Annotated in this window: 23 protein-coding genes, 2 tRNA genes and 1 pseudogene; 7 read left to right on the forward strand and 19 right to left on the reverse strand. The window is 62.8% G+C overall.

All coding sequences use genetic code 11. The annotated features are described in order from the left end of the window. Positions 1-56: 56 nt before the first annotated feature. Positions 57-1832 (forward strand): bifunctional diguanylate cyclase/phosphodiesterase, encoded by a 1776-nt coding sequence (locus tag B3M58_RS06610; RefSeq protein WP_296217781.1) that lies wholly within the window; start codon positions 57-59, stop codon positions 1830-1832. Positions 1833-1911: 79 nt separating this feature from the next. Here the strand turns inward: B3M58_RS06610 and B3M58_RS06615 are convergent, their stop codons facing one another. The 7 genes from B3M58_RS06615 to B3M58_RS06645 form a co-directional block, all read right to left on the reverse strand. After that, positions 1912-2379, reverse strand: a complete 468-nt coding sequence (locus B3M58_RS06615) for a tetratricopeptide repeat protein (protein WP_296217782.1) — start codon at positions 2377-2379, stop codon at positions 1912-1914. Then, positions 2380-2745 carry a hypothetical protein gene (locus tag B3M58_RS06620; protein WP_296217783.1) on the reverse strand — a complete coding sequence of 122 codons (366 nt, stop codon included), beginning with the start codon at positions 2743-2745 and terminating at the stop codon, positions 2380-2382. It abuts the gene before it with no gap. Next, on the reverse strand, positions 2742-3056 hold the full coding sequence (locus tag B3M58_RS06625; protein WP_296217784.1) for a helix-turn-helix domain-containing protein: 315 nt from the start codon (positions 3054-3056) through the stop codon (positions 2742-2744). The genes B3M58_RS06620 and B3M58_RS06625 overlap by 4 nt, the downstream gene beginning before the upstream one ends. A gap of 496 nt (positions 3057-3552) precedes the next feature. After that, complete coding sequence (locus tag B3M58_RS06630; protein ID WP_296217785.1) at positions 3553-4002, reverse strand: YkvA family protein; 450 nt, start codon at positions 4000-4002, stop codon at positions 3553-3555. A gap of 367 nt (positions 4003-4369) precedes the next feature. Then, positions 4370-5095: an FKBP-type peptidyl-prolyl cis-trans isomerase gene (locus tag B3M58_RS06635; protein WP_296217786.1), complete on the reverse strand. Its 726-nt coding sequence runs from the start codon at positions 5093-5095 to the stop codon at positions 4370-4372. 450 nt (positions 5096-5545) lie between these two features. Then, a tRNA-Asp gene (locus B3M58_RS06640) sits at positions 5546-5622 on the reverse strand. Between the two features lie 22 nt (positions 5623-5644). After that, positions 5645-5720, reverse strand: a tRNA-Val gene (locus tag B3M58_RS06645). A gap of 318 nt (positions 5721-6038) precedes the next feature. On the opposite strand from B3M58_RS06645, the gene rdgC reads away from it, so the two are divergent. From rdgC to sugE, 3 genes are all read left to right on the forward strand, one after another. After that, a complete protein-coding gene (rdgC, locus tag B3M58_RS06650) occupies positions 6039-6959 on the forward strand; it encodes a recombination-associated protein RdgC (protein WP_296217787.1) in 921 nt (306 codons plus the stop codon). A 78-nt stretch (positions 6960-7037) separates the two neighbouring features. Then, positions 7038-7985 (forward strand): bile acid:sodium symporter family protein, encoded by a 948-nt coding sequence (locus B3M58_RS06655; protein WP_296217789.1) that lies wholly within the window; start codon positions 7038-7040, stop codon positions 7983-7985. Positions 7986-8131: 146 nt separating this feature from the next. After that, positions 8132-8446, forward strand: a complete 315-nt coding sequence (gene sugE / locus B3M58_RS06660) for a quaternary ammonium compound efflux SMR transporter SugE (protein ID WP_296217790.1) — start codon at positions 8132-8134, stop codon at positions 8444-8446. A gap of 52 nt (positions 8447-8498) precedes the next feature. Here the strand turns inward: sugE and B3M58_RS06665 are convergent, their stop codons facing one another. From B3M58_RS06665 to B3M58_RS06685, 5 genes and pseudogenes are all read right to left on the reverse strand, one after another. Next, entirely contained in the window at positions 8499-10373 is a 1875-nt protein-coding gene (locus B3M58_RS06665; RefSeq protein WP_296217793.1) for an MFS transporter, read from the reverse strand. Positions 10374-10562: 189 nt separating this feature from the next. Continuing rightward, positions 10563-10892 (reverse strand): AzlD domain-containing protein, encoded by a 330-nt coding sequence (locus B3M58_RS06670; protein ID WP_296217795.1) that lies wholly within the window; start codon positions 10890-10892, stop codon positions 10563-10565. Next, positions 10892-11605 (reverse strand): AzlC family ABC transporter permease, encoded by a 714-nt coding sequence (locus tag B3M58_RS06675; protein ID WP_296217796.1) that lies wholly within the window; start codon positions 11603-11605, stop codon positions 10892-10894. Before B3M58_RS06675 ends, B3M58_RS06670 begins: the two co-directional genes overlap by 1 nt. A gap of 329 nt (positions 11606-11934) precedes the next feature. Then, a pseudogene (locus B3M58_RS06680) lies at positions 11935-12165 on the reverse strand (AraC family ligand binding domain-containing protein); the annotation flags it as partial. Positions 12166-12168: 3 nt separating this feature from the next. After that, entirely contained in the window at positions 12169-12738 is a 570-nt protein-coding gene (locus B3M58_RS06685; protein ID WP_296217797.1) for a GNAT family N-acetyltransferase, read from the reverse strand. Between the two features lie 250 nt (positions 12739-12988). On the opposite strand from B3M58_RS06685, the gene B3M58_RS06690 reads away from it, so the two are divergent. Continuing rightward, positions 12989-16465 carry a hybrid sensor histidine kinase/response regulator gene (locus B3M58_RS06690; protein WP_296217798.1) on the forward strand — a complete coding sequence of 1159 codons (3477 nt, stop codon included), beginning with the start codon at positions 12989-12991 and terminating at the stop codon, positions 16463-16465. 85 nt (positions 16466-16550) lie between these two features. On the opposite strand, the gene B3M58_RS06695 is transcribed toward B3M58_RS06690, so the two are convergent. The 6 genes from B3M58_RS06695 to B3M58_RS06720 all read right to left on the reverse strand — a co-directional run bounded on the left by B3M58_RS06695 (position 16551) and on the right by B3M58_RS06720 (position 22224). Beyond that, complete coding sequence (locus B3M58_RS06695; protein WP_296217799.1) at positions 16551-17366, reverse strand: MerR family transcriptional regulator; 816 nt, start codon at positions 17364-17366, stop codon at positions 16551-16553. Between the two features lie 460 nt (positions 17367-17826). Beyond that, the gene (locus B3M58_RS06700; protein ID WP_296217800.1) at positions 17827-18579 is read right to left on the reverse strand and encodes a hypothetical protein; all 753 of its coding nucleotides are present in this window, start codon (positions 18577-18579) and stop codon (positions 17827-17829) included. Between the two features lie 169 nt (positions 18580-18748). Continuing rightward, entirely contained in the window at positions 18749-19957 is a 1209-nt protein-coding gene (locus B3M58_RS06705; protein WP_414704057.1) for a DUF5666 domain-containing protein, read from the reverse strand. A gap of 218 nt (positions 19958-20175) precedes the next feature. Further along, positions 20176-21030, reverse strand: coding sequence for a DUF6502 family protein (locus tag B3M58_RS06710; RefSeq protein ID WP_296217802.1), 855 nt, complete (start codon positions 21028-21030; stop codon positions 20176-20178). A gap of 543 nt (positions 21031-21573) precedes the next feature. Further along, positions 21574-21729 (reverse strand): hypothetical protein, encoded by a 156-nt coding sequence (locus B3M58_RS06715; RefSeq protein ID WP_296217803.1) that lies wholly within the window; start codon positions 21727-21729, stop codon positions 21574-21576. Between the two features lie 30 nt (positions 21730-21759). Further along, complete coding sequence (locus B3M58_RS06720; RefSeq protein WP_296217805.1) at positions 21760-22224, reverse strand: hypothetical protein; 465 nt, start codon at positions 22222-22224, stop codon at positions 21760-21762. 787 nt (positions 22225-23011) lie between these two features. Here B3M58_RS06720 and B3M58_RS06725 point away from each other — a divergent pair. Further along, positions 23012-23956, forward strand: a complete 945-nt coding sequence (locus B3M58_RS06725) for an alpha/beta fold hydrolase (protein WP_296217806.1) — start codon at positions 23012-23014, stop codon at positions 23954-23956. Between the two features lie 14 nt (positions 23957-23970). Further along, a complete protein-coding gene (locus B3M58_RS06730) occupies positions 23971-24861 on the forward strand; it encodes a metal-dependent hydrolase (protein ID WP_296217807.1) in 891 nt (296 codons plus the stop codon). 92 nt (positions 24862-24953) lie between these two features. Here the strand turns inward: B3M58_RS06730 and rmuC are convergent, their stop codons facing one another. Beyond that, positions 24954-26318, reverse strand: coding sequence for a DNA recombination protein RmuC (gene rmuC / locus B3M58_RS06735; protein WP_296217858.1), 1365 nt, complete (start codon positions 26316-26318; stop codon positions 24954-24956). Positions 26319-26341 lie beyond the last annotated feature (23 nt).

Below are 26341 nucleotides of genomic sequence, written 5' to 3' on the forward strand. Positions count from 1 at the left end.
GCAGGGGGCTGATAGCACTATCAGCCCCTTCGCTTTTTCTGGATATCGAGACCCTCATGACCGTCACCGAGCAGTTGAGCGCCCTGGACAACATCCTCGCTCACGGCGACTTACATAGCCTGTTTCAGCCCATCGTCTCTCTTTCCGAACGGCGCATTCTCGGCTACGAAGCCCTGACCCGCGGCCCGTCCAACAGCCCGCTGCACTCGCCCATCAACCTATTCGCGGTGGCCCGTCATGCCGGTCGGCTGAGCGAACTGGAGCTGGCCTGTCGGAAAAGCGCATGCAAGCGCTTCAGCGAGCTGAAACTCAGCGGCAAGCTGTTTCTCAACGTCTCCCCGGACTCGCTGCTGGAGGCCAATCACCAGCCAGGCCGCACCCTGCAATTGCTCCAGGCCTTTGGCATTCCGCCGAGCCATGTGGTGATCGAGCTGACCGAGCAATCGCCCACCGACGATTTCGCCCTGCTCGACACCGCCCTGCACCATTACCGCGCCATGGGTTTCTCGATTGCCCTGGACGACCTCGGTGCCGGTTATTCAAGCCTGCGCCTGTGGTCGGAACTGCGCCCGGACTACGTGAAGATCGACCGTCATTTCATCGACGGCATCCATCAGGATGCGGTCAAACGTGAGTTCGTCGGCTCGATTCTGCAAATGGCCAAAGCCTCGCGTGCACAAGTGATTGCCGAAGGCATCGAGCTGGCAGAAGAGCTGGCTGTACTCTCGGAGATGGGCGTCGATCTGCTGCAAGGCTATTTGCTCTGTCGCCCGCAGGAACAACCGCCGCGCGATGCACGCAACCTGCTGCCGAAACTCGACACCACGCCCACCGCCCTGACGGAGGAAGGCCGCGACCTCTCCGCCTTGCTCAACGAGCAGCCGGCCGTGGCGATGAACACCGCCACCGCTGACGTGCTGGAAGCTTTCCGCGCGCAGGCCAATCTCAACTCGCTGGCCGTGCTCAACGAGCAACAGCAGCCGGTCGGCATCGTTCATCGCCACTCGCTGTCGGAAGCGCTTCTGAAGCCCTTCGCCACCGAGCTGTTCGCGCGCAAACCGATCAGCCGGCTGATGAGCGATGACTTCCTCTGCGTCGAACTGGGCCAATCGCTGCAGAAAGTCAGCCGCCTGCTTACCAGCCGCGCTCGACAGCGCATCGAAGAGGATTTCATCATCACCCTCGACGGCCGCTACCAGGGATTGGGTCGAGTGATCGACGTGCTCAAGCTGATTACCGAGCTGAAGATCCAGCAAGCCCGCTACGCCAACCCACTAACCTTGCTGCCGGGCAACGTGCCGATTCAGCAATGCCTCACGCGCCTACTGCAGCAAGCGCGTGAGGCGGTGATTTGTTATGTGGATATCGACAGCTTCAAGCCGTTCAACGACCTCTACGGCTACGCCAAGGGCGATGAAGTGCTGCTGTGCCTGGCGCAATGCCTCAACGAGCGGGTCGACCCGGCGCGCGATTTCGTCGGCCATATCGGCGGCGATGACTTTTTGCTGGTGCTGGGCTCAGAAGACTGGCGCGCGCGTCTCAACCGACTACTGGAAGACTTTCAAAGCCAGTGCCGCCGCTTCTACCGCGACGAGCACCTGCACGCTGGCTGCTTCGTCGCGCACAACCGCCAGGGTCAACGCGAGGAATTTCCACTGCTGTCGCTGTCACTCGGGGTCGTACATTTGCACTCGGAGCAGTGCGGGCAATTAGATGCCGGCCAACTGGCGGGCCTGGCCTCGGAAGCCAAACGCCACGCCAAAGCGGTGCCGGGTTACAGCCTGCACATCATCGATACACGGCAGCTGCACAGCACCCGCGAAACTGCCTGACGTAGCTAATGGCCAGGGCGGCCGTCAGCATATTGGGCAATGGCTGCACCTTGGCAGCAATTGTGCCGGTATCGCGGCACTAGAGCCCGTGTTGACGGGCCTGCGCAGCAAAGTACGCGGCCCGCTCGGCGTCGACCTCAAGGCCTTCGGCGCCATCACGGTACAGGTCGGCCAAACGGCGACTGGCCAGCGGATGACCCGCAGCCGCCGCCAGCGACCACCAGCGCGCAGCCTCTTGGCCATCCGGTGCTTGCCGGGTGTCGCCCGCCAGGCTCAATCGCCCTAATTGATAAGCCGCCTTGCCATCACCGCCCTGGGCGGCCAGGCGCAACAGGCGAATCCCCTCCTCGCGCGCGCCAAAGCCCTGGCCGCGAAACAGCAGGATATGCCCGTAGAAGCTTTGGGCGCAGACATCGCCCAGGTTGGCCATGCGCGCGAACTGTCCTTCGAGCCACTGCCATCCGCGCGGCTGCTTGACCAACCAGGCCCAGTGAAACAATCGCCGGGCCAGCACATAACTCAAACGTGCGCGCAGATGCCACAGCACCTAGACCTCCTCGGGATAACTGAACTCGAATACCCGCACCACCTCGGCGGCATGCCAGGAGGCGGCCGCCACGCCATCGGAGGCACCGTTGAAGCGCCCCAGACGGATCACGCAATCGAAGAAGCCGGTACGCGGCAAACGGCTGGCGCCCTGGCTGATCACCAAAGCGCTGCGCAGCGGCCGCTCGGCTCGCGCATCCAACGCCGCCAGGTGCTCCAGTGCCGCCGTCAGGGTTTGCATCGCCGGGCTCGGCAAAGCCAGGCGCTCAATCAGCGCGCGATAGGTCAGCAGGTGGCGCTGACGGCGTGCGTCTTCCAGTTCGGTGAGCAACGCTTGCCAATGCTGACGGCTGATACGCACGCTCAAGACGCCGACTCCCAGCCGGCCACATCGAGATGCCAGGCCAGGGCGCGTCGGATGGCATCATCCGGCTGGCGTTCGCCGCTTTCGATCATGCCGAGATAATGCGGGCTGATGCCCACGGTACGTGCCAACGCGTCCAGCGACAGTCCCTTGGCTTCACGCAGACGCGTCAGTTGGCTCAGCGCCGGCATCGCGGTGGTCGGCTCAGCGGTCGGTGCAGCCTGGCCTGCAGCCAACAACAACGCCTGGTAATCCGCCCAGGGCAACACCGCATACTCGGCGTCGCCATCACGCTTGATCACTTGCACATTCATTATTCGACTCTCCGTGGGAAGCAGTACCGACAGCCTCAGCACCTTCCTTGAGCGGCTATCTTAACAGCCCGGTATCGCAAAGGGCGTGATCTATGCTGCCCTGGCGTCAATCGCCTGATGTTCAGGCGAGCGCATTGCTGGGTGGCTAAAAGATCGCAGGCGGCGCCACGGAATCGATGGCATACACGATGTCGATGCTCACGCACAACCGCTAGCTGCATGGCAGCTCGGCACTCCGGTCGGTTGGCACCCGAGAATGGCTTTGCGGTTCGTCAAAACGCCGAACCCCGCATCCAGGCGCGGGGTATCCACTTGGCCCGCGGCTGCAACGGCGCGTTGATCAATCAAGAAGAGCGCGACAGCAAGTCCCAATCACCTTCTGGCAGAGGGCAGGCAGCCACAACCTGGACCGGTCGTAGAGTGCCTCGCGGTGACTGATGAGAACCTTTGCGACCGATAAGGGCGCGCTGACCTAGAACGGCCCCAAGCAACGGCTTCAGGGAGCAGGTTTGTCCAACGCCAAGGATTGCGGGTCCGGCAAGCGCTCGATGATCTGCAGAACCTCCGGCGCCTGCGCCTCGCGCCAGGCGCGAAACGCCGTCAACTCATCGTTCCAGGTGCGCAGCACCCAAGCCAGCACAGCCAGGTCATCGATCAGGCCGACCCCAAGCAGCCAATCCGGCAGCGCATCGAGCGGCGTTACGAAATACAGTAACGCTGCTACCACGGCCAGTAACGCTTGCGAACTGATCCCGCGGTACTCACCACGCAACCAGGCCAGACACAGGCCTTGCAATAACCGCAGATCGTCCTTCAAACCCGCAAAACGCAGGCCCTGTCTGCTGCTCTTGCGGGCCACCGCCAACAGCAGTGCAGGTAACCGCCCTCGTCGCAGAAAACGCTGCGCCAAAGGCAGGTAACGCACAAAATTCCACGGCGCTTTCATGGTCGCTCCTCGTCAGCCCGCATGCTTGCTGGGCCGGCCTGGGTTATCCACTAAAGCTGTGGATAACCTTGTGAACAGATTCTGGATGAGCGTGCCAAACGCCCGGCCCATGCGGCCTTGCTACAGATCGGGCGTTTTTTACTCAGCCAATAAAAGCTAGTTAAATCAATCACTTAAAAATAGCAAAGGGTTTCTGGCCGGTCGCCGTCAGACGCTAATGCGAAAGACTGCAGAAATGTGCATAACCGTAACACCTGCTTTGCACACCACCCTCTTTCAGACTCGCGAGTCAGCGACTGGTTCGTTTTGTGACCGACAGAAACGACAACGCCCCGTCGAAACGGGGCGTTGTCAGGACCGGCGACGATTACTGCTGTTCGGCAGCCGCTTCGGGGTCTTGGGCGGCGTCTTTGATGCTCAACAGTTCCAGCTCGAAGACCAACACCGAGTTGGCCGGAATGGCCGGGCTCGGGCTCTGCTCGCCATAAGCCAACTCGCTTGGGATGAAGAGCTTGTACTTCTCGCCAACGTGCATCAATTGCAGGCCTTCGACCCAACCCGGGATCACCCCGTTAACCGGCAGGTCGATCGGGCTGCCGCGTTCGACCGAACTATCGAACACGCTGCCATCGGTCAGCTTGCCTTCATAGTGCACGGTCACCACATCGGTGGCCTTCGGCTGCGCGCCTTCGGCTTTCTTCAGCACTTCGTATTGCAGACCCGAAGCGGTGGTGGTCACGCCTTCGCGCTTGGCGTTTTCTTCGAGGAAGGTCTTGCCGGCTTTGGCCGACTCTTCATTCATCGCCACCATGCGCTCTTCGGCACGCTTTTGCAGGAAGGCGAATGCTTCGATCAGCTCTTCGTCTTTCAGGCGCTGTTCCTTTTTCCCAATGGCGTCTTCGATGCCCTGGGCAACGGCGTCCGAGTCCAGATCATCCATACCTTCCTGAGCCAGGCTCTTGCCCATGTTCAGGCCGATGCCGTAGGAGGCTTTTTGCGCCGGGGTTTCCAGCTTGACGCTGGTTTGCGAATCACAACCCGCGAGAACCAAGCCAACCAGGGCGACCGCCGCCGCTAAACGATGCTGTTTCATGCTTATTCCTTGTTCGGTAAGCGGGTCTGTTCCCGTTTCATTCGCGAGCCACGTTGCAGCGCAAAATCTCGCCAGGTTAGGCGTGGGACGCCGGGAATGGTATTCCCTTGCCAAGTCCCACAACGACGCATGGCGAGATTTTTCGCGCAACCCGGAGGGCCGGGCTTGTTTTAGCGCGATGCTGCGTTCCTCGACACTCATTTGGAACACCAAACTTCGTGTCTCATGCCTTGCCTCGCGCTAAAACAAGTTCCGGCGCGGCCGTGAATGAAACGGGAACAGACCCTGGGGCAATCGAGTGAAGGCGCGAGCTTAGCAGGCCGCCACGATCACTGGCTACCAGGATACGAACCAAGAAATGCGTATAAGTTCAGGTGTTTAGCAGGATTTTCGAAGGAGTACAGCGAAACTGACAGGCGATGTAGCGGAGATGTGAAGCGAGGAGAAAAATGGCGCAGCGGACGGGACTCGAACCCGCGACCCCCGGCGTGACAGGCCGGTATTCTAACCGACTGAACTACCGCTGCGCGTAACTTCTAAAAGCGAGTTTGGTGGGTGATGACGGGATCGAACCGCCGACCCTCTGCTTGTAAGGCAGATGCTCTCCCAGCTGAGCTAATCACCCTTCACTCTCGAAGTGGGGCGCATTCTAGAGAGCCATTCCGACCTTGGCAAGTCCTGATTTGAAAATTTTTTATCGGCGTGCCAAAGGCTTAGCGCAGGCTCAGCTCGGGCTCAGCTCGGGCTTGGCCTGAAGCGCCAAGGGGAGAATAATGCGCGCTTTGCGTTAATCGGTGTGCCGCGAGCAGGGTAACGAACCCTAAAAGCCTCTCACGGTCTACCCGCTTCCCTATCCGTCGCTGCGCGCCACCGCCTCTTCCAAGAGTCGGCCATAAGGATGGCATCGCTTCGCGACTTTCACGTTAATGGAGAGTCACCCCTCATGTGGTTTCGTAACCTGCTGGTCTACCGCCTTACCCAAGACGTTCCGTTTGCTGCCGAGGCACTCGAAGCCGCACTGGCCGCCAAGCCTGCCCGCCCGTGCGCCAGCCAGGAACTCGCCACCTATGGCTTTATCGCCCCCTTCGGCAAAGGCGCCGATGCGCCGCTGGTGCACAACAGCCAAGGTTTCCTGCTGGTTGCCGCACGCAAGGAAGAACGCATCCTGCCGGGCAGCGTGGTGCGCGATGCGCTGAAGGACAAGGTCGACGAGATCGAGGCCGAGCAGATGCGTAAGGTCTACAAGAAAGAGCGCGACCAGCTGAAAGACGAGATCGTGCAGACCTTCCTGCCGCGTGCCTTTATCCGCAAGTCGGCGACCTTCGCCGCCATTGCCCCAGCTCAGGGCCTGATCCTGGTCGATGCGTCCAGCCCGAAACGTGCCGAAGACCTGCTGTCGACCCTGCGCGAAACCATCGGCTCGCTGCCGGTACGTCCGTTGACGGTGAAGATCGCCCCGAGCGCAACCATGACCGATTGGGTCAAGACCCAGAAAGCCGCGGCCGACTTCCACGTACTCGACGAATGCGAATTGCGTGATACCCACGAAGACGGCGGCGTGGTGCGCTGCAAACGCCAGGACCTAACCGGCGATGAAATCCAGCTGCACATGACCTCGGGTAAACAGGTCACGCAACTGTCGCTGGCCTGGCAGGACAAGCTGTCCTTCGTGCTCGACGACAAACTGGTGATCAAACGCCTGCGCTTCGAAGACCTGCTGCAAGATCAGGCCGAGCAGGACGGCGGCGACGATGCCCTCGGCCAGCAGGATGCCAGCTTCACCCTGATGATGATGACCTTCGTCGAGTTTCTCCCGGCGCTGTTCGAAGCCCTCGGCGGCGAAGACACTCCGCAAGGTCTCTAACCCGAAGCCACGCGGCGCGCGAACCCCAATAGCGCACGCCGCGTGGTAGCAGCCCACTTCCCGTTCAGGAATGCCGCCATGCGCGCCCTTATCGCCCTCAGCCGCTTCGTCGGCAACACCTTTGCCCTGTGGGTACTGTTATTCGCCGTGCTGGCGTTTTTCCTACCCAGTGGCTTCCTGCCGCTGACCGCCTGGATCGTGCCACTACTCGGGCTGATCATGTTCGGCATGGGCCTGACGCTCAAGGGCGAGGATTTCCGCGAGGTCGCCCGGCGCCCGCTGCGCGTGGCAATCGGCGTATTGGCGCAGTTCATCATCATGCCGGCCCTGGCCTGGCTGCTGTGCAAGCTGCTCAGCCTGCCGGCAGAAATCGCGGTTGGAGTGATTCTGGTCGGCTGCTGCCCAGGTGGCACCGCGTCCAATGTAATGACCTGGTTCGCCCGCGGCGATGTCGCGCTGTCGGTGTCGATCACCGCAGTGACCACCCTGCTCGCGCCCGTGGTCACCCCGGCGCTGATCTGGTTGCTGGCCTCGGAATGGCTGCCGGTATCGTTCTCGGCGATGTTCCTGTCGATCCTCAAGATGGTGCTGCTGCCGATCATCCTCGGCCTGGTGGTGCAGCGCCTGCTCGGTGAGCGGGTGAAACTGGCGGTGGAGGTGCTGCCGCTGATTTCGGTGGTGAGCATCGTCGCTATCGTGGCCGCCGTGGTGGCGGCCAGCCAGGCGAAGATCGCCGAATCCGGCCTGCTGATCATGGCCGTGGTGATCCTGCACAACGGTATCGGCCTAGGTCTGGGCTACTTGGCCGGACACCTGTTCGGCATGCCGCTGGCGCAGCGCAAGACCCTGTCCATCGAGGTCGGCATGCAGAACTCCGGGCTGGGTGCCGCCCTGGCCAGCGCCCACTTCTCGCCCTTGGCGGCGGTGCCCAGCGCGCTGTTCAGCGTCTGGCACAACCTGTCCGGCCCGCTGCTGGCCACGGTTTATCGTCGAATGGGTCAGGATCCCGCTGAAACTTCCAAATAAACCAACCACTTCCGCTGATCCGTTGCGGCTTGCCCAAGCCGCCGAAGCGTGCAGAATAGTGCACGAAACGAGGACGACCTCGACACTCATCGAGTGACCCATCAGGGGGACGGCCCCCACAATTGCCGTCCCTGCTGGAGGTCCGCATGTCCTGGATCATTCTGTTTTTCGCCGGTCTGTTCGAAGTCGGCTGGGCCGTCGGCCTGAAATACACCGACGGCTTCACCCGGCCAATCCCCACCCTGCTCACCGTCGCGGCAATGATCGTCAGTCTGGGCCTGCTCGGCCTGGCGATGAAGGAATTGCCGCTGGGCACCGCCTATGCCATCTGGACTGGCGTCGGTGCGGTCGGCACGGTGATCGCTGGGATCATTCTGTTCGGCGAATCCATGGCGCTGATGCGCCTGGTCAGCGTGGCGCTGATCGTCTGCGGCTTGCTCGGCCTCAAACTCAGCCACTGAAAGCCCCCGCCAGCGCGGCATGGGCGGCCGAGCCCATGCCACGCCTGACGGCTTAGCGCATATCGCCGCGCAACGCCGCCACCTGCGTCTGCAACAGTTGGCGATCGACCGCCTCCGGGTTCAGCGGCGTACCAGCCACCAGCTTGATCCGCGACCACAGGCGCTTGAACACGCCCTTGTGTGGATCACGGCTGAAGAAGCTGCCCCACAGCCCCTGCAAAGCCATGGGAATCACCGGCACCGGGTTTTCCTGAAGGATGCGCTCGATGCCATTCTTGAACTCATTGATCTCACCATCGCTGGTCAATTTGCCTTCCGGGAAGATGCACACCAGTTCGCCGTTACGCAGGTACTCGGCGATTTTCTTGAACGCCGCGTCGTAGATCAGCAGGTCTTCGTTGCGCCCCGCAATCGGCACGGTGCCGGCGGTGCGGAAGATGAAATTGAGCACCGGCAGGTTGTAGATTTTGTAGTACATGACAAAACGCACCGGCCGCCGTACCGCGCCGCCGATCAGCAGCGCATCGACGAACGACACGTGGTTACACACCAGCACCGCCGGGCCTTCATCGGGAATGGCGTCCAGGCCTTTATGCTCGACCCGGTACATGGAGTGGCCGAGCAGCCAGATCAGGAAGCGCATGCTGAATTCGGGGACGATCTTGAAGATGTAGCTGTTAACCGCGATGTTCATCAGCGAGATGACCAAAAACAGCTGTGGGATCGACAGCTCGGCGACGCTGAGAAACAGGATCGAGACAATCGCCGACACCACCATGAACAGCGCATTGAGGATGTTGTTGGCGGCAATCACCCGCGCCCGCTCATGCTCCGCGGTGCGCGACTGAATCAAGGCGTACAGCGGCACGATATAAAAGCCGCCGAACAGGCCGATACCGAGGATCGAACCGAGAATCCACCAGGCCTGAGCATGACCGAGCACCGCCAGCCAGTCGTGTGCCTGCGCGGCCTGCGGGAAACCACCGGAATGCCACCAGAGCAATACGCCGAACAGGGTCAGGCCAATCGAGCCGAACGGCACCAGACCGATCTCCACCTTGTGCCCGCTCATGCGCTCGCAGAGCATCGAGCCCAGGGCGATGCCCACCGAGAATACGGTGAGGATCAGCGTCACCACGCTCTCGTCGCCATACAGCCATTCCTTGGCGTAGGCCGGGATCTGCGTCAGGTACACCGCGCCGAGAAACCAGAACCAGGAGTTGCCGACCAGCGAGCGCGACACCGACGGGCGCTGGCCCAGGCCGAGTTTCATGATCTGCCAGGACTGGCGAAAGATATTCCAGTCCAGGTGCAGCGCCGGCAAGGCCGCCGCCGCACTGGGGATCTTGCAGCTGGCCAGGTAGCCGAGCACGGCGACCACGACCACCGAACTGGCGACGATACTGGCGTACTCGCTGCTGGCCATCATGATTCCGGCGCCGATGGTGCCGGCCAGGATCGCCAGAAACGTGCCCATCTCGACCAAGGCGTTGCCACCGACCAGCTCCTCTTCCTGCAGGTGCTGCGGCAGGATCGAGTACTTCACCGGGCCGAATAGCGCCGACTGGGTGCCCATGCTGAACAGCACCGCCAGCATCAAGGGCAGGTTATCCAACAACACCCCGGCGGCGCCGACGAGCATGATCAGGATCTCGGCGAACTTGATCTTGCGGATCAACCAATCCTTGGCGAACTTCTCGCCAAACTGCCCGCCAAGCGCGGAGAACAGAAAGAACGGCAGGATGAATAACAGCGCGCAGAGGTTGACCAACAGATCGCGGTCGGCGCTGACGGTCAATTTGAACAGGATGGCGAGGATCAGCGACTGCTTGAAGATGTTGTCGTTGAACGCCCCGAGCAGCTGAGTGATGAAAAACGGCAGGAAACGCTGTTTACCGAGCAAGGCGAATTGCGAGTGTTGGGTCATCGTCCGTGTTCCTGGCATAGAGGCCATGTAGGCCGGGAAAGCCGCGGCCACCATCGACAGAGCAGGCGAATGGCAGCCGTTGAGCATTGGACTGCAAGACCGCCCCGCAAAGCCACAGGTGTCGATGACGCTTGCTGCAATTCAGCGAAAAAAACCTCACACCCCGCGCTGCCAGACTCCTCACAGCGGCTAGACGGGCAACTGCCCCAGCGCCCAGCGCAGCAGGAAAAACACCAGCAAACCACCGCCAATGGTCGCCAACAGATGGCGGGTCAGCGCGGCGATGGCAATCGCCGCCAGGCCCGCCAGCAGGTAAGCGTTATCCAGGCTGAGCTGCCAGTGCTGCCCATCCGGCAACAGCATGCCCGGCACCACGATGGCAGAGAGCACCGCCGTCGGCACGTAATGCAGGCCCTGGCGGATCAGCGGCGGAAAACGCAGGGCGGGGAAGGCGAACAGGCTGTAGCGGATGGCGAAGGTGATCAGCGCCATGCCGAGAATCAGCATCCAGGTCTGCATCACACGGCCTCCTCGTTCGGTGCAAGCGCCTGGCGGCGCTCCAGTGCGATGCCCACGACAATCCCGCTCAAGGCCGCCGCCATCAACCCGAGTTTGTACGGCCAGGCATGGCAGAGCAGCGCCACCGCTGCGGCCACCACCGCCGCGGCGATCTGCGGCTGGCTGCGCAGCGCCGGCACGACAATGCCGATAAAGGTCGCCAGCATGGCGAAATCCAGCCCCCAACCAGCCAGGTTAGGCACGCTCTGGCCGAAGACCACGCCAACCAGCGAACTGCCAACCCAGGACAGGTACAGCGCCAGCGCCACGCCGGCGTGATACCACTGGCCATGCCCGTCCATGCCGCGCGCCAGATAGCGGCGCTGCACCACGGCGAAGGTTTCGTCGGTCAGGCCAAAGGCCAGCGGCAGCCGCCAGCGTTGCGCCAACGGCCCGACATAAGGCTGCAACGCCGCGCTGTAGAGCACATGGCGCAGGTTGACGATAAAGGTGGTCAAGAGGATGACTGCCGCGCCGCTGCCGACGGTCAGCAAGCTGATGGCAATAAATTGCGCCGAACCGGCGTACACCAGCAGAGACATGCCCAGCGCCTGCCACAGGCTGAGCCCGGCAAGGCTGGCCAAGGCGCCGTAGATCAGGCCGAACGGCAATATGCCGACAATCATCGGGATGCTGTCGCGAATACCCTGTAAAAAAACCTGCAAACGAGTCATGGTCGCTCCTCCAGCCCGTCAGCCTAGTGCCCGCTTGCTCGATAGTCTTGAACTATCTTGCGCAGGCCAGGGGCCGGCCATTCCGTAGGCTGGGTTAGACGCGTGCGCGGTGATCCGCTCAAGCAGCCGGATCTGGTGCGGCGTAACCCAGCATTGGTGGCGCGAGTGCCGCCGCCGTGCTGGGTTACGCGGCGTTCGGCAAGTGTGTCGCCTGAACCTCGCTGGCTTGCGCCGCTAACCCAGCCTACGAGATTGCTGCGTTTGCCTGCCAAACACGGCCTTGTTTCGCGCTAATCCGTAAAAAACCTTTATGTAGAGACAGCACACTAGCCGGTGTGCAGCTCGTCGGGGTTGATCAGCACCATGCTGCCAAGCGACGCCAGGTGGTCGCTGCCACGGTGGCGAAAGCGTTGCGCGCCCTGCTGGATCACGGTGAACACATAGCCCTCATGCACATGCGGGGCGAAACGCTGCTCGATGTAGTGCGCATGCAGCAGCTCAACCCCGCCAAGCTCGCGGGACTGCCAGAAATGTGTCTGTTCTCTGCTGGCCTGCGCCATGTTTCAAGCGCCGAAGCGCGCCTCCAATCGCTGCTTGAGCGCCGGCCATTGCTGATCGGTGATGCTGTACAGCACGCTGTCGTCCAGGCGGCCATCGGCCAGCCGGCGGTGGTTGCGCAGCACGCCCTCGCGTTGCGCACCGAGCTTTTCGATGGCGCGTTGCGAACGCAGGTTGCTTGCCGCGGTTTTCAGTTGCACGCGCACCATGCGCCAGTTCTCGAAGGCATGGCGCAGCATCAGGTACTTCACCATGTTATTCAGGCCGGTGCCGTGCTGGCTGCGGTCGAGCCAGGTCCAGCCAATCTCGGCCGCCGGCAAGGTCGGCAGAAAATCGCCGAAGCGCGTGGTGCCGACCAGCTGTTCGCCAAGGCGGATGGTGAACGGCAGCGCCTTGCCCTCGCGCTGGTCGATCAGGCCCTGGCGATACCAGTCGAGGCGCTGCGTGCCGCTCATGTAGACCAGCTCCTGACGGTTGGCCTCGGCCAAGGTCACCAGGGCCGGAATATCCGCGTCGACCATCGGTTCGATGCGCAGCGCACCGCGCTGCAGGGTAATCAATTGCGGCTTGAACACAGGCTCCCTCCTCGGACATAGACGCAAGCGCGCCACGCTAACAGGGCACGAGCCCCTTCACAATTCCTGGCATGCTGCACCAACCTACCTAGTTCAGGCATTTGCGACCTTGGTCGCGCCTGACGGCACGGGACTTTACTGCGACACTGTCGGGGTTCATTTGCGTATTGTCTCGTCATGGGGCTGGGCCTTGATCGACCCATCCTGCTCAGACAGAAGAAGCACCACATAGTTTGCTGCCGGAGTGTGCATGTCCTTGTCCAGCGGGCTGATCGCCGCGGTCGCCTTGATCTACATGGCCATCCTGTTCGCCATCGCGTTTTATGGCGACCGCCGCCGCGCGCCCCTGTCGCCGCGCGTGCGCGCCTGGGTCTACAGCCTGTCGCTGGCCGTCTACTGCACCAGCTGGACCTTCTTCGGCGCGGTCGGCCAGGCCGCCGAACAACTCTGGTCGTTCCTGCCGATCTACCTCGGACCGATCATCATTCTGGTCTTCGCGCCCTGGGTGCTGCAGAAGATGGTGATGATCAGCAAGCAGGAGAACATCACCTCAATCGCCGACTTTATCGCCGCCCGCTACGGCAAATCGCAATCGCTGGCGGTGGTGGTGGCGCTGATCTGCCTGGTGGGCGTGCTGCCCTATATCGCCCTGCAACTGAAAGGCATTGTCCTCGGCGTCAACCTGCTCACCGGCGCGGGTGCCGAATCCGCCGGCATCCGCGCCCAGGACACCGCGCTGATCGTGTCGCTGGTACTGGCGCTGTTCACCATCTTGTTCGGCACCCGTAACCTCGACGTCACCGAGCACCACCGCGGCATGGTGCTGGCCATTGCCTTCGAATCGCTGGTCAAGCTGCTGGCTTTCCTCGCCGTCGGCGCCTTCGTCACCTACGGGCTGTACAACGGTTTCGGCGACCTGCTGGGCCAGGCCAAGGTCAACCCCGAACTCAATGCCTTCTGGGCCGAAGCCGTGAACTGGCCGGCGATGCTGGTGCAGACTGGTCTGGCGATGATTGCCATTGTCTGCCTGCCGCGGCAGTTTCACGTCACCGTGGTGGAAAATATCGAACCGAAAGACCTGCGCCTGGCACGCTGGGTATTTCCAATCTATCTGGTGCTGGCCGCGCTGTTCGTCGTGCCGATTGCCCTTGCCGGGCAGATGTTGCTGCCTGCGGGCGTGACCCCGGACTCCTTCGTCATCAGCCTGCCGCTCGCCGAGGCCCATCCGGCACTGGCCATGCTGGCCTTTATCGGCGGCGCCTCGGCGGCCACCGGCATGGTCATCGTCGCCTCGGTGGCGCTGTCGACCATGATCTCCAACGACATGCTGCTGCCCTGGCTGCTGCGCCGCCAGAACACCGAGCGCCCCTTCGAAGCCTTCCGCCACTGGATGCTCACGGCGCGCCGGGTGAGCATCGTGCTGATCCTGCTGCTGGCCTACGTGTGCTACCGCCTGCTCGGCTCCAACGCCAGCCTGGCGACCATCGGCCAAGTCTCGTTCGCCGCCATCGGCCAATTGGCTCCGGCGATGTTCGGCGCCCTGGTGTGGAAGCAGGCCAACCGCCGCGGGGTATTTGCCGGGCTGATCTTTGGCGCGTTGATCTGGTTCTACACCCTGGTGTTGCCGCTGGTGGCGCGCAGCCTGAGTTGGTCGCTGGACGGCTTTCCCGGCCTGCATGGCCTGCTGTATGCGCCAATCGGCTTCGAGGTCGATGCGCTGACCCGCGGCGTGGTGCTGTCGCTGGCCGGTAACTTCCTGCTGTTCGCCTGGGTGTCGTACTTCTCGCGCACCCGGGTCTCGGAACACTGGCAGGCTGGGCGGTTTATCAGCGACGATTTTGGCGCCAAACCGAGCAGCCGCAGCATGCTGTCGGTACAGGTCGACGACCTGCTGCTGCTCGCCAGCCGCTTCGTCGGCGAGGAGCGCGCACGGCAGAGCTTTATCCGCTTCGCCTACCGCCAGGGCAAAGGCTTCAACCCGACCCAGCAGGCCAACAGCGAGTGGATCGCCCACACCGAACGCCTGCTCGCCGGCGTGCTCGGCGCCTCGTCGACCCGCGCGGTAGTCAAGGCCGCCATCGAAGGTCGCGAGATGCAGGTCGAGGATGTGGTGCGCATCGTCGATGAAGCCAGCGAGGTGCTGCAATTCAACCGCGCCCTGCTGCAAGGGGCGATCGAGAACATCACCCAAGGCATCAGCGTGGTCGATCAGTCGCTGCGACTGGTGGCCTGGAATCACCGCTACCTTGAGCTGTTCGACTACCCGGACGGGCTGATCTATGTCGGCCGGCCGATTGCCGAGATCATCCGCTACAACGCCGAACGCGGCATGCTCGGCGACACCGATGTCGAGGAAAGCGTGAACAAGCGCCTGTTCTGGATGCGCCAGGGCACCGCGCACACCTACGAGCGCACCTTCCCCAACGGCCGGGTGATCGAGCTGATCGGCAACCCGATGCCAGGCGGCGGCTTCGTCATGAGCTTCACCGACATCACCGAGTTCCGCGAAGCCGAGCGCGCGCTCAAAGAAGCCAACGAGGGCCTGGAACAACGGGTTGCCGAACGCACCTTTGAGTTGTCGCAACTGAACCAGGCGCTGATCGAAGCCAAGGGCGTGGCGGAATCCGCCAACCAATCGAAAACCCGCTTTCTCGCTGCGGTCAGCCACGACCTGATGCAACCGCTGAATGCCGCGCGGCTGTTCTCCGCCGCCCTCTCCCACCAGGACGACGCCTTGCCGCGCGAGGCCCGCGAACTGGTGCGCCACCTCGACAGTTCGCTGCGCTCGGCGGAAGACCTGATCAGCGACCTGCTGGATATCTCGCGCCTGGAAAACGGCCGGATCACCCCGGACCGCAACGCCTTCCCCCTCAGCGCGCTGTTCGACACCCTGGGGGCCGAATTCAAGGTGCTGGCCGCCGAACAGGGCATCGACTTCCGCCTGCGCGGCAGCCGCCTGCGCGTGGACAGCGACATCAAACTGCTGCGCCGGGTGCTGCAAAACTTCCTGACCAACGCCTTCCGCTACGCCAAGGGCCGCGTGCTGCTCGGCGTACGCCATGAAGCCGAGCAACTGCGCCTGGAAGTCTGGGATCGCGGCCCAGGCATCCCGCACGACAAGCTCAAGGTGATCTTCGAAGAGTTCAAACGCCTGGACAGCCACCAGACCCGCGCCGAGAAAGGTCTCGGCCTCGGCTTGGCGATTGCCGACGGCCTCTGCCGGGTGCTCAATCACAAACTGGAAGTGCGCTCCTGGCCCGGCAAGGGCAGCGTGTTCAGCGTCTGCGTGCCGCTGGTGCGCACCCCTGTGCCGCTGCCACAGCGCACCAGCAGCGAACTCAACGGCCAGTTACTGACCGGCTCGCGAGTGATCTGCATCGACAACGAAGACAGCATCCTCACCGGCATGCACAGCCTGCTGTCGCGCTGGGGCTGCCAGGTGTGGACCGCGCGCAACCGCCTGGAATGCGAACACCTGCTCAGCGAAGACGTGCGCCCGCACCTGGCGCTGGTCGACTACCACCTCGACGAAGGCGAAACCGGCACCGAACTGATGGCCTGGCTGCGCACCCGCTTGGGCGAACCGGTGCCGGGCGTGGTGATCAGTGCCGACGGCCGCCCCGAACTGATCGCCGCAGTGCACGCCGCCGGCCTCGACTACCTGGCCAAGCCGGTCAAACCGGCAGCCTTGCGGGCGTTGCTCAGCCGGCACCTGACCTTGCGCTGAACCCGTCCGATTGCCACGGGGCTTGGCGCAGACCAGGTGCTTGCGCCAAGCCGATGGCGTGCACAAGACCAGGCGCCACCGGGTATCAGTCGGCACCTTTCAGAAAACCTTCCAGCAGCCTGTGCACCCGCTCGCTCAGTTCGCGGTTGGCCGCTTCCGGCAGGCCGCGGGCCAACTCGGCCACCACCACCTGCTCAACCAGGGGCCGCAGTTGCAGCAACTGGGCGCTGAGGCGCTCGAGGTCCTCGGCGTGCGGCAGCTCGCTTTGCAGCAACGGATTGACCAGTTGCTTGGCAATCATCTGCACGATGCCGGCCGAGACCTGCTGCACATGGCCGCGGATCGCCGCCAGCTCATCCAGCAGCGCCGACAGGGGAATGCCGGCGCGGTACAACTCAACGCCGGCGGCAAACAGCGTGGGGCTGGGGACGCGCAGGTGGTCGCCGGCAAATTCCAGCAAGCCCAAAGCCTGAGCGCGCTCGATCACCGGGTCATCGAGCGTGTCGCCAAACAGCCCCTGCAACTCGCTGAACGGCAACGTCGCCGCCTGCTCCGGCTGCCCTGGCCCCTGAATCGCCTGCTCCAGGCCCAGCACATGGGCCAGATCGCGGCCCTGCGCCCAGGCCTCGAACAGCTCACGAATGCTGGCGATGCTGTAGCCGCGCTCCAGCAACTGGCCAATCAGCTTTAACCGCGCCAAGTGCTCGCCACTGTAGATGCCCAGCCGCCCACGTCGCTCGGGCGGCGGCAACAGGCCCTGGTCCTGATAGGCGCGCACATTGCGCACGCTGGTCTGCGCCGCCTGAGCCAGTTCGGCGACCCGGTATTCGGCGGCCACGGCATTCACCACCGGGGCAGCGGCATCCAGCAAACGCCGAAGAAAAGCAGAGGCTGTATTCATGTTCAACCAACATCAATATGTTGCTGAGGGATGTCTTTTAGAATCGGCACACTACCACCAAGGGCGCCAAGGAGCGCGGGAGGATGGCGCCGTATGAGCTGGTTGGCCACTTGTGCGGGAGCGCCCGAGACTAGCCAGGATGTACGCCAAGCGCCATAGCAAGGAGACGACCGAACTACTGACCCGAGGGCGATGAATGATCGACCGATGGCTTGGATGTGAGCGTTCAGCGAACATCGGCCAAGCCTGGAGTGAAATGCACACCTCAGCGCCTGCGGCATACCTTCGGGACCTACGCATTTCTGCGCATGTCAGAGAGGAAGGCGACGGATAGTGCGTTGCCTTGGCTACAAGATCGTCCAGGCCAGCCGCTACAGTGCGGCGAAGGCATTGTGGGCCTGAAAGCGACGGCGGTTAGCTGCCCCCAGGAGCGGCGTTAGCTTCCAGGTACGCAAGCCATTCAGAACGAGTGGCCGAGCAGCAATCCACCGCCAGCGTCGGGGCTGGCATCGGAAAACCCTTTGAGGGCATACAGCTGAACCTTCCAGGATGGGCTGAGCCTTTGTGTCAGGAACAGGGTGAATTCCTGGACCTCATCGCCATCGGAGGTCACTTTCTGCCGCCAGTCATAGACCGCGCCCACAGAGGTCGCTGGCGCTAGCCTGGTAACAAAGCCGAGCGCCGCAAAAATCGGATCGTGAAGGTTAGTTTCCGAGGGGTCACCGAACTTCTTCCAGCCCAACGTAGCAAAACCGCTGGTAGCGCCGAATGCCTGCGTAAAGTCGAACTGAGCGGAGGCGTCGGTCTTGCCGGTACCGAGGCAGCTTTCTTCATCGGCTGTCGGCAGCTTTACCTTGCCGATCAATTCCACGATCAGGCCATCACCTCGACTGCCGTCCAACAGCGCGAAATTCGCACTCGCCACCGTGTCCCCCAGGCCTTGTTCAACGCTGCCGCAGTCCCCTGCCAATGGTTCGCCATCCGGTCCCACCGCGGGATTGGTGATGCGCAGGTACGGGATGGTCAACTGGTAGACCATGGGACCGGTTTCATATTTGGCGACCACCGGGACATACCAGGTTTCGCTGGTTGTCGGGGTCCCGTATTTACCCCGCGAGTAATCGAGCCCTGTCGAAACGGTGAAATCCTCGGCCAAGGCTGAGAGGGCCAGGGACACCAAAAGGCCCGGCACGATTAGGCGAGCAGCGCTCATGCTTACCTCGTTGCGATCCAGACATTGAAGTTCACACTACGATCAGCGCCTTGTCTGGGTGGACGCTTCATGGAACCCGGTTACCTCTGTTCCCCAAGGACGCTAGCCCTGATTAGCTTAGCCGGCTATCTGCTACCCGCCTGCCTCCAGCGAAGCTCGATTGGGCCTGCTAGTGGGGCCCGGACCGGTCCACCCTCTCGACCCGCTCCACCTGTTCAACATGCTCAGGTCGCTCGACGCGCTCTACGCGCTCAACCCGTTCCGGTTTATCAACGCTATCCGGCCGTTCGATTCTCTCAACCCGCTCGATCCGCTCGATGCGCACACCGTTCTCGAAAACCTCGATCCGCTCCCGGGTTTCCACGCGGTCGGCGGATTCACGTATCTCCACTCGTTCGCGACGCTCCAGGTCGCCGGAAGCGGACGTCTCTCTCCGCTCGACTCTCTCCCGCGTCTCGCCGTCGTCGCTCCGTTCGATTCTTTCGCGCGTCTCGCCATCGCTGCTGCGCTCGCGTGACTCAAGGCCGTCCCGAGCGGAATCGCCATTCCCGTGTTGCTCGGTTTCTTGCGCAGATGAGCCCTGCTGGCCGGAACCCTCCCGGATGGGGGTTGCGGGCTGCTCCCGAGAGAATTCGATGCGCTCGGCCCGGATATCGCGGCCCTGGCCGAACACGCCGGTCACCCGGATGCGCTGGTCGATCGCAAGATCGCTGGCCTGCCCACCGGCATAGGCCGTACCGCGATCCACATAGGCAGTGAATCCACCGAACTCAATGCGGTCTCCCTGCTGCCCTCGCACCAAGCCTTCCACCAACGCGTTACGCACCCGCCCAGCAAAGGGAATGCCTGGATCGCTACGCGTCTGGATAACATTCAGTTGCCTGCCATTCCAGGTCCCGCGCACCAGGACCTCGCTCTGGGGTGCCAGCGGCTTGCTGAGGGCCAAACCTTGCAGGTCACCAGCTCGCTCGATCGCACCGATGGCGCTGACCTGCGCCAGCTTCGGCGCACGTTCGATGCGGCTGGCGACAACAGTGCCCTGGGCATTACGTAATCCACTCACCCGTACCGGCTCGCCGATGCGCAGGCCTTCTGCCACACGGGCCCCAGCGGCAACGCGAACGGGCTGCCCCATCACCCGCATTGGCGCGGCGCCCGTTGCCACATCGGTGATCGGACCTTCAAAGGCATGAAGAATTTCGATGCTCAGCGCCTCAAGCCCTCGTGGTGATGTGCGGGCCTCCACCGCCACGACTTGGCCAATGGCCAGCTGGTTGCTGCTGCCAGGCATGCCGTTCTCACTGAGCGAAGCCGTGCTATCGAAGTGCACTTCCACGCCGTTGACGCAGATGGAACCAAAGCCGGTGATGGTTCCCACAATCCCCGTACCCCCAATTCCACCTTCATCGGCAGGTGCGCCGGTGCCACCTATTCCACCGGGAGCGCCAGTACCGCCGATACCGCCAGTCGCCACGGCGCCCGTTCCGCCCATGCCTCCGGGCTCAAGGCAAGCCGGTGCGGCATTCAGCGAGGGCGAAGCCAGCAGCAATGGGCCGCACATGAAAGCGAAGGCGCACAACAAGCGCGTGGCAGTGTTCATGACGAACTGACCGTTGTCGGGTTGGGTACTGCTGGCGGATTAGGTTCAGTGTAGAAGTAAAGGCCGATGGTGATGCGCTGCCTGGCGTCCGGGGCTGGAGCGTCCCGCGCCTCCAGTTCGGCGGCCAGTTGGTTGAAACCGATCAGCACCTGCATACCTTCCACACTGACGGCATTGCGCAGTTGCTCGACACTGGTTGACGACAAGCTGTCGTAGTGGACACTGCGCTCGAAGAAAGGCGCTCCGTCTTCGGTCAGGTTGTGCACGGCGGTACAGGCGTGGTCGTGGAGGTTGTGCCGGAAATAGGCGGCCTTCTCGTCAAAGCCTTTTTGCGGAATGAACGCCATCGTCTCCAGGTGGACGCGGTCCTGGTCGTCGATGCGCACAATGCCCAGACGAAGCCACTCGTCCAGCACAACGCGGGCACGAATATCCTTGCTGACCTGAGCCACCAGCCCATCGAACGAAGAGTCGCCACCAATGCTGGCTAGACGGTCCAGCGGCCGCGGCCGGCCGGGCTCCTCGCAGAACGGCGAACTGTTCAGCCAGACGCTGACCAGATGAGCCCCAAACGAAATATTCTCGGGCAGGATCGCCGCCCGTCCGGCAGCCTTGGCCCGCAAACGCCTGACATCCTTGCGGTGCACCCCCGTCAGCAGGCTTATCCTGCTGTCGGTCGGCGGCTTGTCATCGAGGCGAAATTCGCGCTCGGCTACATCGACGAATACCTCCTTGAGCAGATCGGTAAAGCTTGCATAGGTGCCCCCCTTTTTGAGTATCAGCCTCACCAATGGGCGCATGACATGCTTCAGCGCCGGCAGCAGAGAGGGAGGCAAACTGGGCAAGTGCATCAAGCTATTCCTTCAAGAACCGTTGCTAGATTAAAACGCCCCTGAGGGCTTTTCGCCCGAGTCTTTCGGCAAGCCCGCGCAGCAGTACATCCATCCCACTCCTCGCGCCCGCGCCACACAATCTGGAGAAGCGCCGGGTTTTATGCACAACTGGGATTGCTTGCTCAGCCCCCGGAGCGGCCGTCGCCCGGTTCACCGCCTTGAACTTAAACGCACCAGGTCGTTCTTTCCCGGTTACCGGGAACTCCGCGAAGAACCTGACTTCGCGTTTCCTGACCAGGTGTTGGTCGCAAGAATCTGGGCGATGTGCTGTGGCGCCCGACACAGCGTTTCGGCTCCTCGAACCGAGTGGCACGATATGAAAAATAGGCGCCGCAAACCCCGCGACTCTTCAGGGTTTGCGACTCCCAACTGATTCGTCCCCGAAGCTGCCGGGACGTCTCTACTGGTGTACCTGCGTGTTCATGCCGAACTCGCGGGCCTAGTGCTGTACCTCAACCACGTCGATATCTGGTGCGTCAGGCGCGTCGGGCGCGTCTACGTCTACGGCATCAGGTGCATCGGGCGCATCGGGCGCATCGGGCGCATCATCGCCCATTTTGGCAGTGTCTCTGGCTGCATCTGCAGCATCTTTGGCAGCGTCTCTATCTGCATCTGCAGCGTCTCTGGCAGCGTCTCTGGCCGCATCTGCAGCATCACGGGCAGCATCCCTGGCTGCATCTGCGCCCTCTAAGCCAGCCGCCCTGGCAGCGTCTCTATCTGCATCTGCAGCGTCTCTGGCAGCGTCTCTGGCTGCATCTGCCGCATCACGGGCAGCGTCCCTGGCTGCATCTGCCGCATCACGGGCAGCGTCTCTGTCTGCATCTGCAGCGTCTCCGCCAACACCCGCATCATTGTCGTGATCGTTGCCTCGACCACTGTTTCCGGCAAGACCGCCATGATCTCCGTCATGATCGCCTCCGCGCCCGTCACCACCATGGCCCTCGCCATCACCTCCGCGACCATGACCGCCGCCATCACCTCCGTGACCGCCGCCAGCATGACCACCGCCTCCGCCGTCACCGCCGTGACCGCCGCCTCCGGAGCCGCCACTGCCACCGTGGCCGCCTCCGCCACCACCACCGTGACCACCGCCTCCAGAGCCGCCGCTGCCACCGTGGCCGCCTCCGCCATCACCACCACCATCTTTGGCATACACACTGGAGAAACTACTGATGTAATCGGGCAGCAGCACCGTCGATGCCGACAGAACTCCGCCAATTGCCATAGCTAACAAACATTTCTTGAGCAGCATGATCCACCTCCGCTTGGAGTTGCGTAGTCATGTCCCTATCGGGCGCAATAACCAGTGAATTTCCAGCCGCCCATTGGGGCAGCCAGCCAACCGGCGCGGCCATTTATCTGCAGCATGAACAGGCAACTGCGGTTTCCGCACGATCCTTCTGAGCCAGTTAGTACGTTGCGCGGGAAATTTTCCCACATGCTGAGAGTAGCGCTGCCAGCCCGAGTGTCAACGACCGAATATCAGGACTCACGGCAGATGTGAGCCATTTGAAACACGGGCTGCACCTGCATCGCCTTGTCTATGGCACATGCCCTCCACCAAGGCGGCTAACAGCTTCGGGCCGAGGCACCGCTGAACATTCCACAGATGCAAGCAGGTAGCCGCCCCGGCAACACGGCAACAACCGCCCCAACCAAGGGCTGGACTTGCCTTGCCAAGCTTATCGATCGCCCGCGCAAAACCCGCGCAAAGCCCCATTCAAGAGGGCTTCAAGCCGCCTCAGTAACACCGTAACAGGGCCTGCATTGAGGCCCCTCAATGACTAGGCAGAAGCGGCCTGAGCGTCCAACAATAACCGTGACATCAAATGATGTAACAGTCAGCCATGACCTGGAGACGCTGCATGCCTATCTGCCTCGCCTTATCCACCCAGCGCCCTCGTCCCTCGCGGCCACTCGACCTGCGCCAGGTGTACGCATGAACGTGCCAGTAGTGCTCCGGCAGGCCGAGCCGCTGCGGGTGCAGGGCGATGGCGTAGAGCTGGCGGTGTACCGCTGGGGTAACCCAAGCGGGCCGATCCTGCTGCTGGTGCACGGCTACCCCGACAACCATGAAATCTGGCTGCCGCTGGTGCGCGAACTGGCCGCCGATTACCAGATCATCGCCTACGACGTGCGCGGTTTTGGCGCATCGGATATTCCGCGCAAGCGCCTGGATTACCACCTGGAAAAGCTGGCGAATGACCTGGAAGCGGTGATCAGGGCTCTCAGCCCCGAGCAGCCGGTGCATCTGCTGGCCCATGACTGGGGCTCGATTCAGGCCTGGGAAGCGGTGACCGAGCCACGCATCCAACCGCTGCTGGCCTCCTACACCAGCATCTCCGGCCCGTGCCTGGACCATGTCGGCCACTGGATGCGCGACAAGCTCAAGCAAAAACGCCCACGGGCCTTGCTGCAAGTGCTCGGGCAACTGCTCAGCTCCTGGTATATCGGCCTGTTTCATACCCCGCTGCTGCCGGAGCTGACCTGGCGCCTGGGCCTGGACCGCGCCTGGCCGCAGCTGCTGCGCCAGATCGAAGGGCTGCGCAATGTGCCCATCAGCAGCAGCCAGCGCTCCGACGGCGTGCACGGGGTCAAGCTGTACCGCGCCAACTTTATCCGCAGCCTGTTCACGCCGCGCCAACGCCACACTCAGGTGCCGGTGCAGTTGATCGTGCCAACCCGTGACCGCTTCGTGCGCCCGCAACTGTTCGAGCAACTGGCGCAGTGGGCCCCCAAGCTGTGGCGCCGCGAGGTGAATGCCGGGCATTGGCAACTGCTGGCCGAACCGCAGCAACTGGCCACCTGGCTGCGTGAATTCACCGCGCATGTGCAGGGTGGCGCAAGCGGCAACGCGCTGGCGCGCCTGAGCCTGGCGGGCTGATAAGGAGAATCGAGATGACCGCAGAGCACCGCCTGGAACAACGCAAAGTCCGCTTCGACTTCGCCGATACCCCGCTGCACTGGGTGCCGAACGAGCCGGAAGCCTCGCATATCATGAACAGCCTGCACCTGATCCTGCCGGCCGGCGAGTTCTGGTTCTGCCGGGTCTACAACAAGGCCCTGCCGCTGGTCAGCGACCCGCAGCTGCGCGACGACGTGCAGGGTTTCGTCAAGCAGGAAGCGCAACACGCCCGCGCCCACGACAGCGCGCTGACGCCCTACCTGCTGCGCCACGGTATCGACCCGACACCGTTTACCGGGCCGATCCACTGGCTGTTCGAGCGCGTGCTGTGCGACTACCCGCTGGGTGACAACGCCATCAGCCGCGCCCTGCAACCCTGGTGGCTGCGTCAACGGGTCGGGCTGATCGCCGCGGTGGAACACTTCACCTGCGTACTGGGCGACTGGATCATCACCACCCGCAGCCTCGACCATGCCGACCCGGTGATGCTCGACCTGCTGCGCTGGCACGGCGCCGAAGAAGTCGAACACCGCAGCGTGGCCCACGACCTGCACGTGCATATCGGCGGCAGCCTGTTGATGCGCTGGGTCTATATGTTGATTGCCACCCCGGCGCTGATCTTGCTGTTCAGCGCCGGGATGAAAACCATGATGCGCCAGGACCCGGTCACCCGTTACCGTCCGGGCTTTCTGCGCCTGTGGTATCACCTGGGCCAACGCGGGCTGTTACCACGCATGGGCAGCATTGGCCGCTCGGTGCTGCGTTACTTCAACCCCAGCTATCACCCGCGCACCGAAGGCGATATCCGCGTGGCGCTGGATTACCTGGCCAACTCACCGGCAGCGCAGCGGGCGGCCGCCGAGAAGGGAGCAGTCAGCGCCTAACCCGCAGGAGCGGCCCGTGGCCGCGAAATGGCCCATCGACGCGGGTTCGCGGGCATGGCCCGCTCCTACGCCTTCCTGACACGCTGCACGCCCTACTCGGCCGTCTCATCATCCAGCACCATCACCCCGGCGGCCCGCTCGAGCAACTCGGCGGGCAGGCTCTTGCTGGCACGGGCACCGAGCAGTTTGAGGTTTTCCACCCGGCTGATGATATTGCCGCGGCCGTCGCAGAGTTTGTTGCGCGCCCCGGCATAGGCCTTGTCCAGCTGTTGCAGGCGCGCGCCGACTTCATCCAGGTCCTGGATAAAGGCGACGAACTTGTCGTACAGCGCCCCGGCGCGTTCGGCGATTTCACGGGCGTTCTGGCTCTGCCGCTCCTGTCGCCACAAGCTGTCGATCACCCGCAAGGTGGCGAGCAAGGTAGTCGGGCTGACGATGACAATATGTTGATCAAAGGCCTCCTGAAACAACCCCGGATCGGCCTGCAACGCCGCCGCGAACGCCGCCTCGATTGGCACGAAGAGCAAGACGAAGTCCAGGCTGTGCAGGCCCTCCAGACGCTGATAATCCTTCAGCGACAGGCCCTTCAAATGGCTGCGCAGCGACAGCACATGCTGCTTCAGCGCCAGTTGCCGGCTCGGCTCGTCTTCGGCGGCAATAAACTGCTGGTAAGCGGTGAGGCTGACCTTGGCGTCCACCACCACCTGCTTGTCGCCCGGCAGCTGGATCAGCACATCCGGCTGGAAGCGCTCGCCGTCGGCGCTCTTCAGGCTGACCTGGGTCTGGTACTCGCGGCCCTTCTCCAGACCGGCGTGTTCCAGTACCCGCTCCAGTACCAACTCGCCCCAGTTGCCCTGGGTTTTCTGGCCCTTGAGGGCGCGCGTCAGGTTGGTCGCTTCATCACCCAGGCGCTGATTGAGCTGTTGCAGGCGCTCCAGCTCCTTGCCCAGGGAAAAGCGCTCGCGGGCTTCCTGCTGGTAGCTTTCTTCCACGCGTTTTTCGAAGGACTGGATGCGTTCCTTGAGCGGGTCGAGCAACTGGCCGAGCTGCTGCTGGCTGGTCTCGGCAAAGCGCTGCTCACGCTCATCGAAGATCTTGCCGGCCAGCTCGGCGAATTGCGCGCGCAGTTCATCGCGCGCGCCTTGCAGGTCATTCAGGCGTTGTTGGTGGTTGTCCTGCTGTTCTTTCAATTCGGCGCTCAGACCGGCGCGCTGGGCATCCAGACGACGGATTTCGCCTTCCTGCTGCTCACGCTGGGCATGCCAGGCCAGGGCCGCGTCGCGGGCGATCTGGCGCTCCTGTTGCAGCAAGTCGCTTTCGCGGCGCAGTGCCGCCAGCTCGGCCTGCTGATCGGCCTTGATCTCGATAATCTCGGCGATTTCCTGGCGGCTGGCATCGAGCTGTGCGCTCAGCCCCGCCTGGGCCAATTGCGCGCTGCCCAGGCGCTCCTGCAACAGGCTGCACTCGAACTGCGCACTGG

The sequence above is a fragment of the Pseudomonas sp. UBA2684 genome, from assembly GCA_002354655.1.
Taxonomy (GTDB): domain Bacteria; phylum Pseudomonadota; class Gammaproteobacteria; order Pseudomonadales; family Pseudomonadaceae; genus Aquipseudomonas.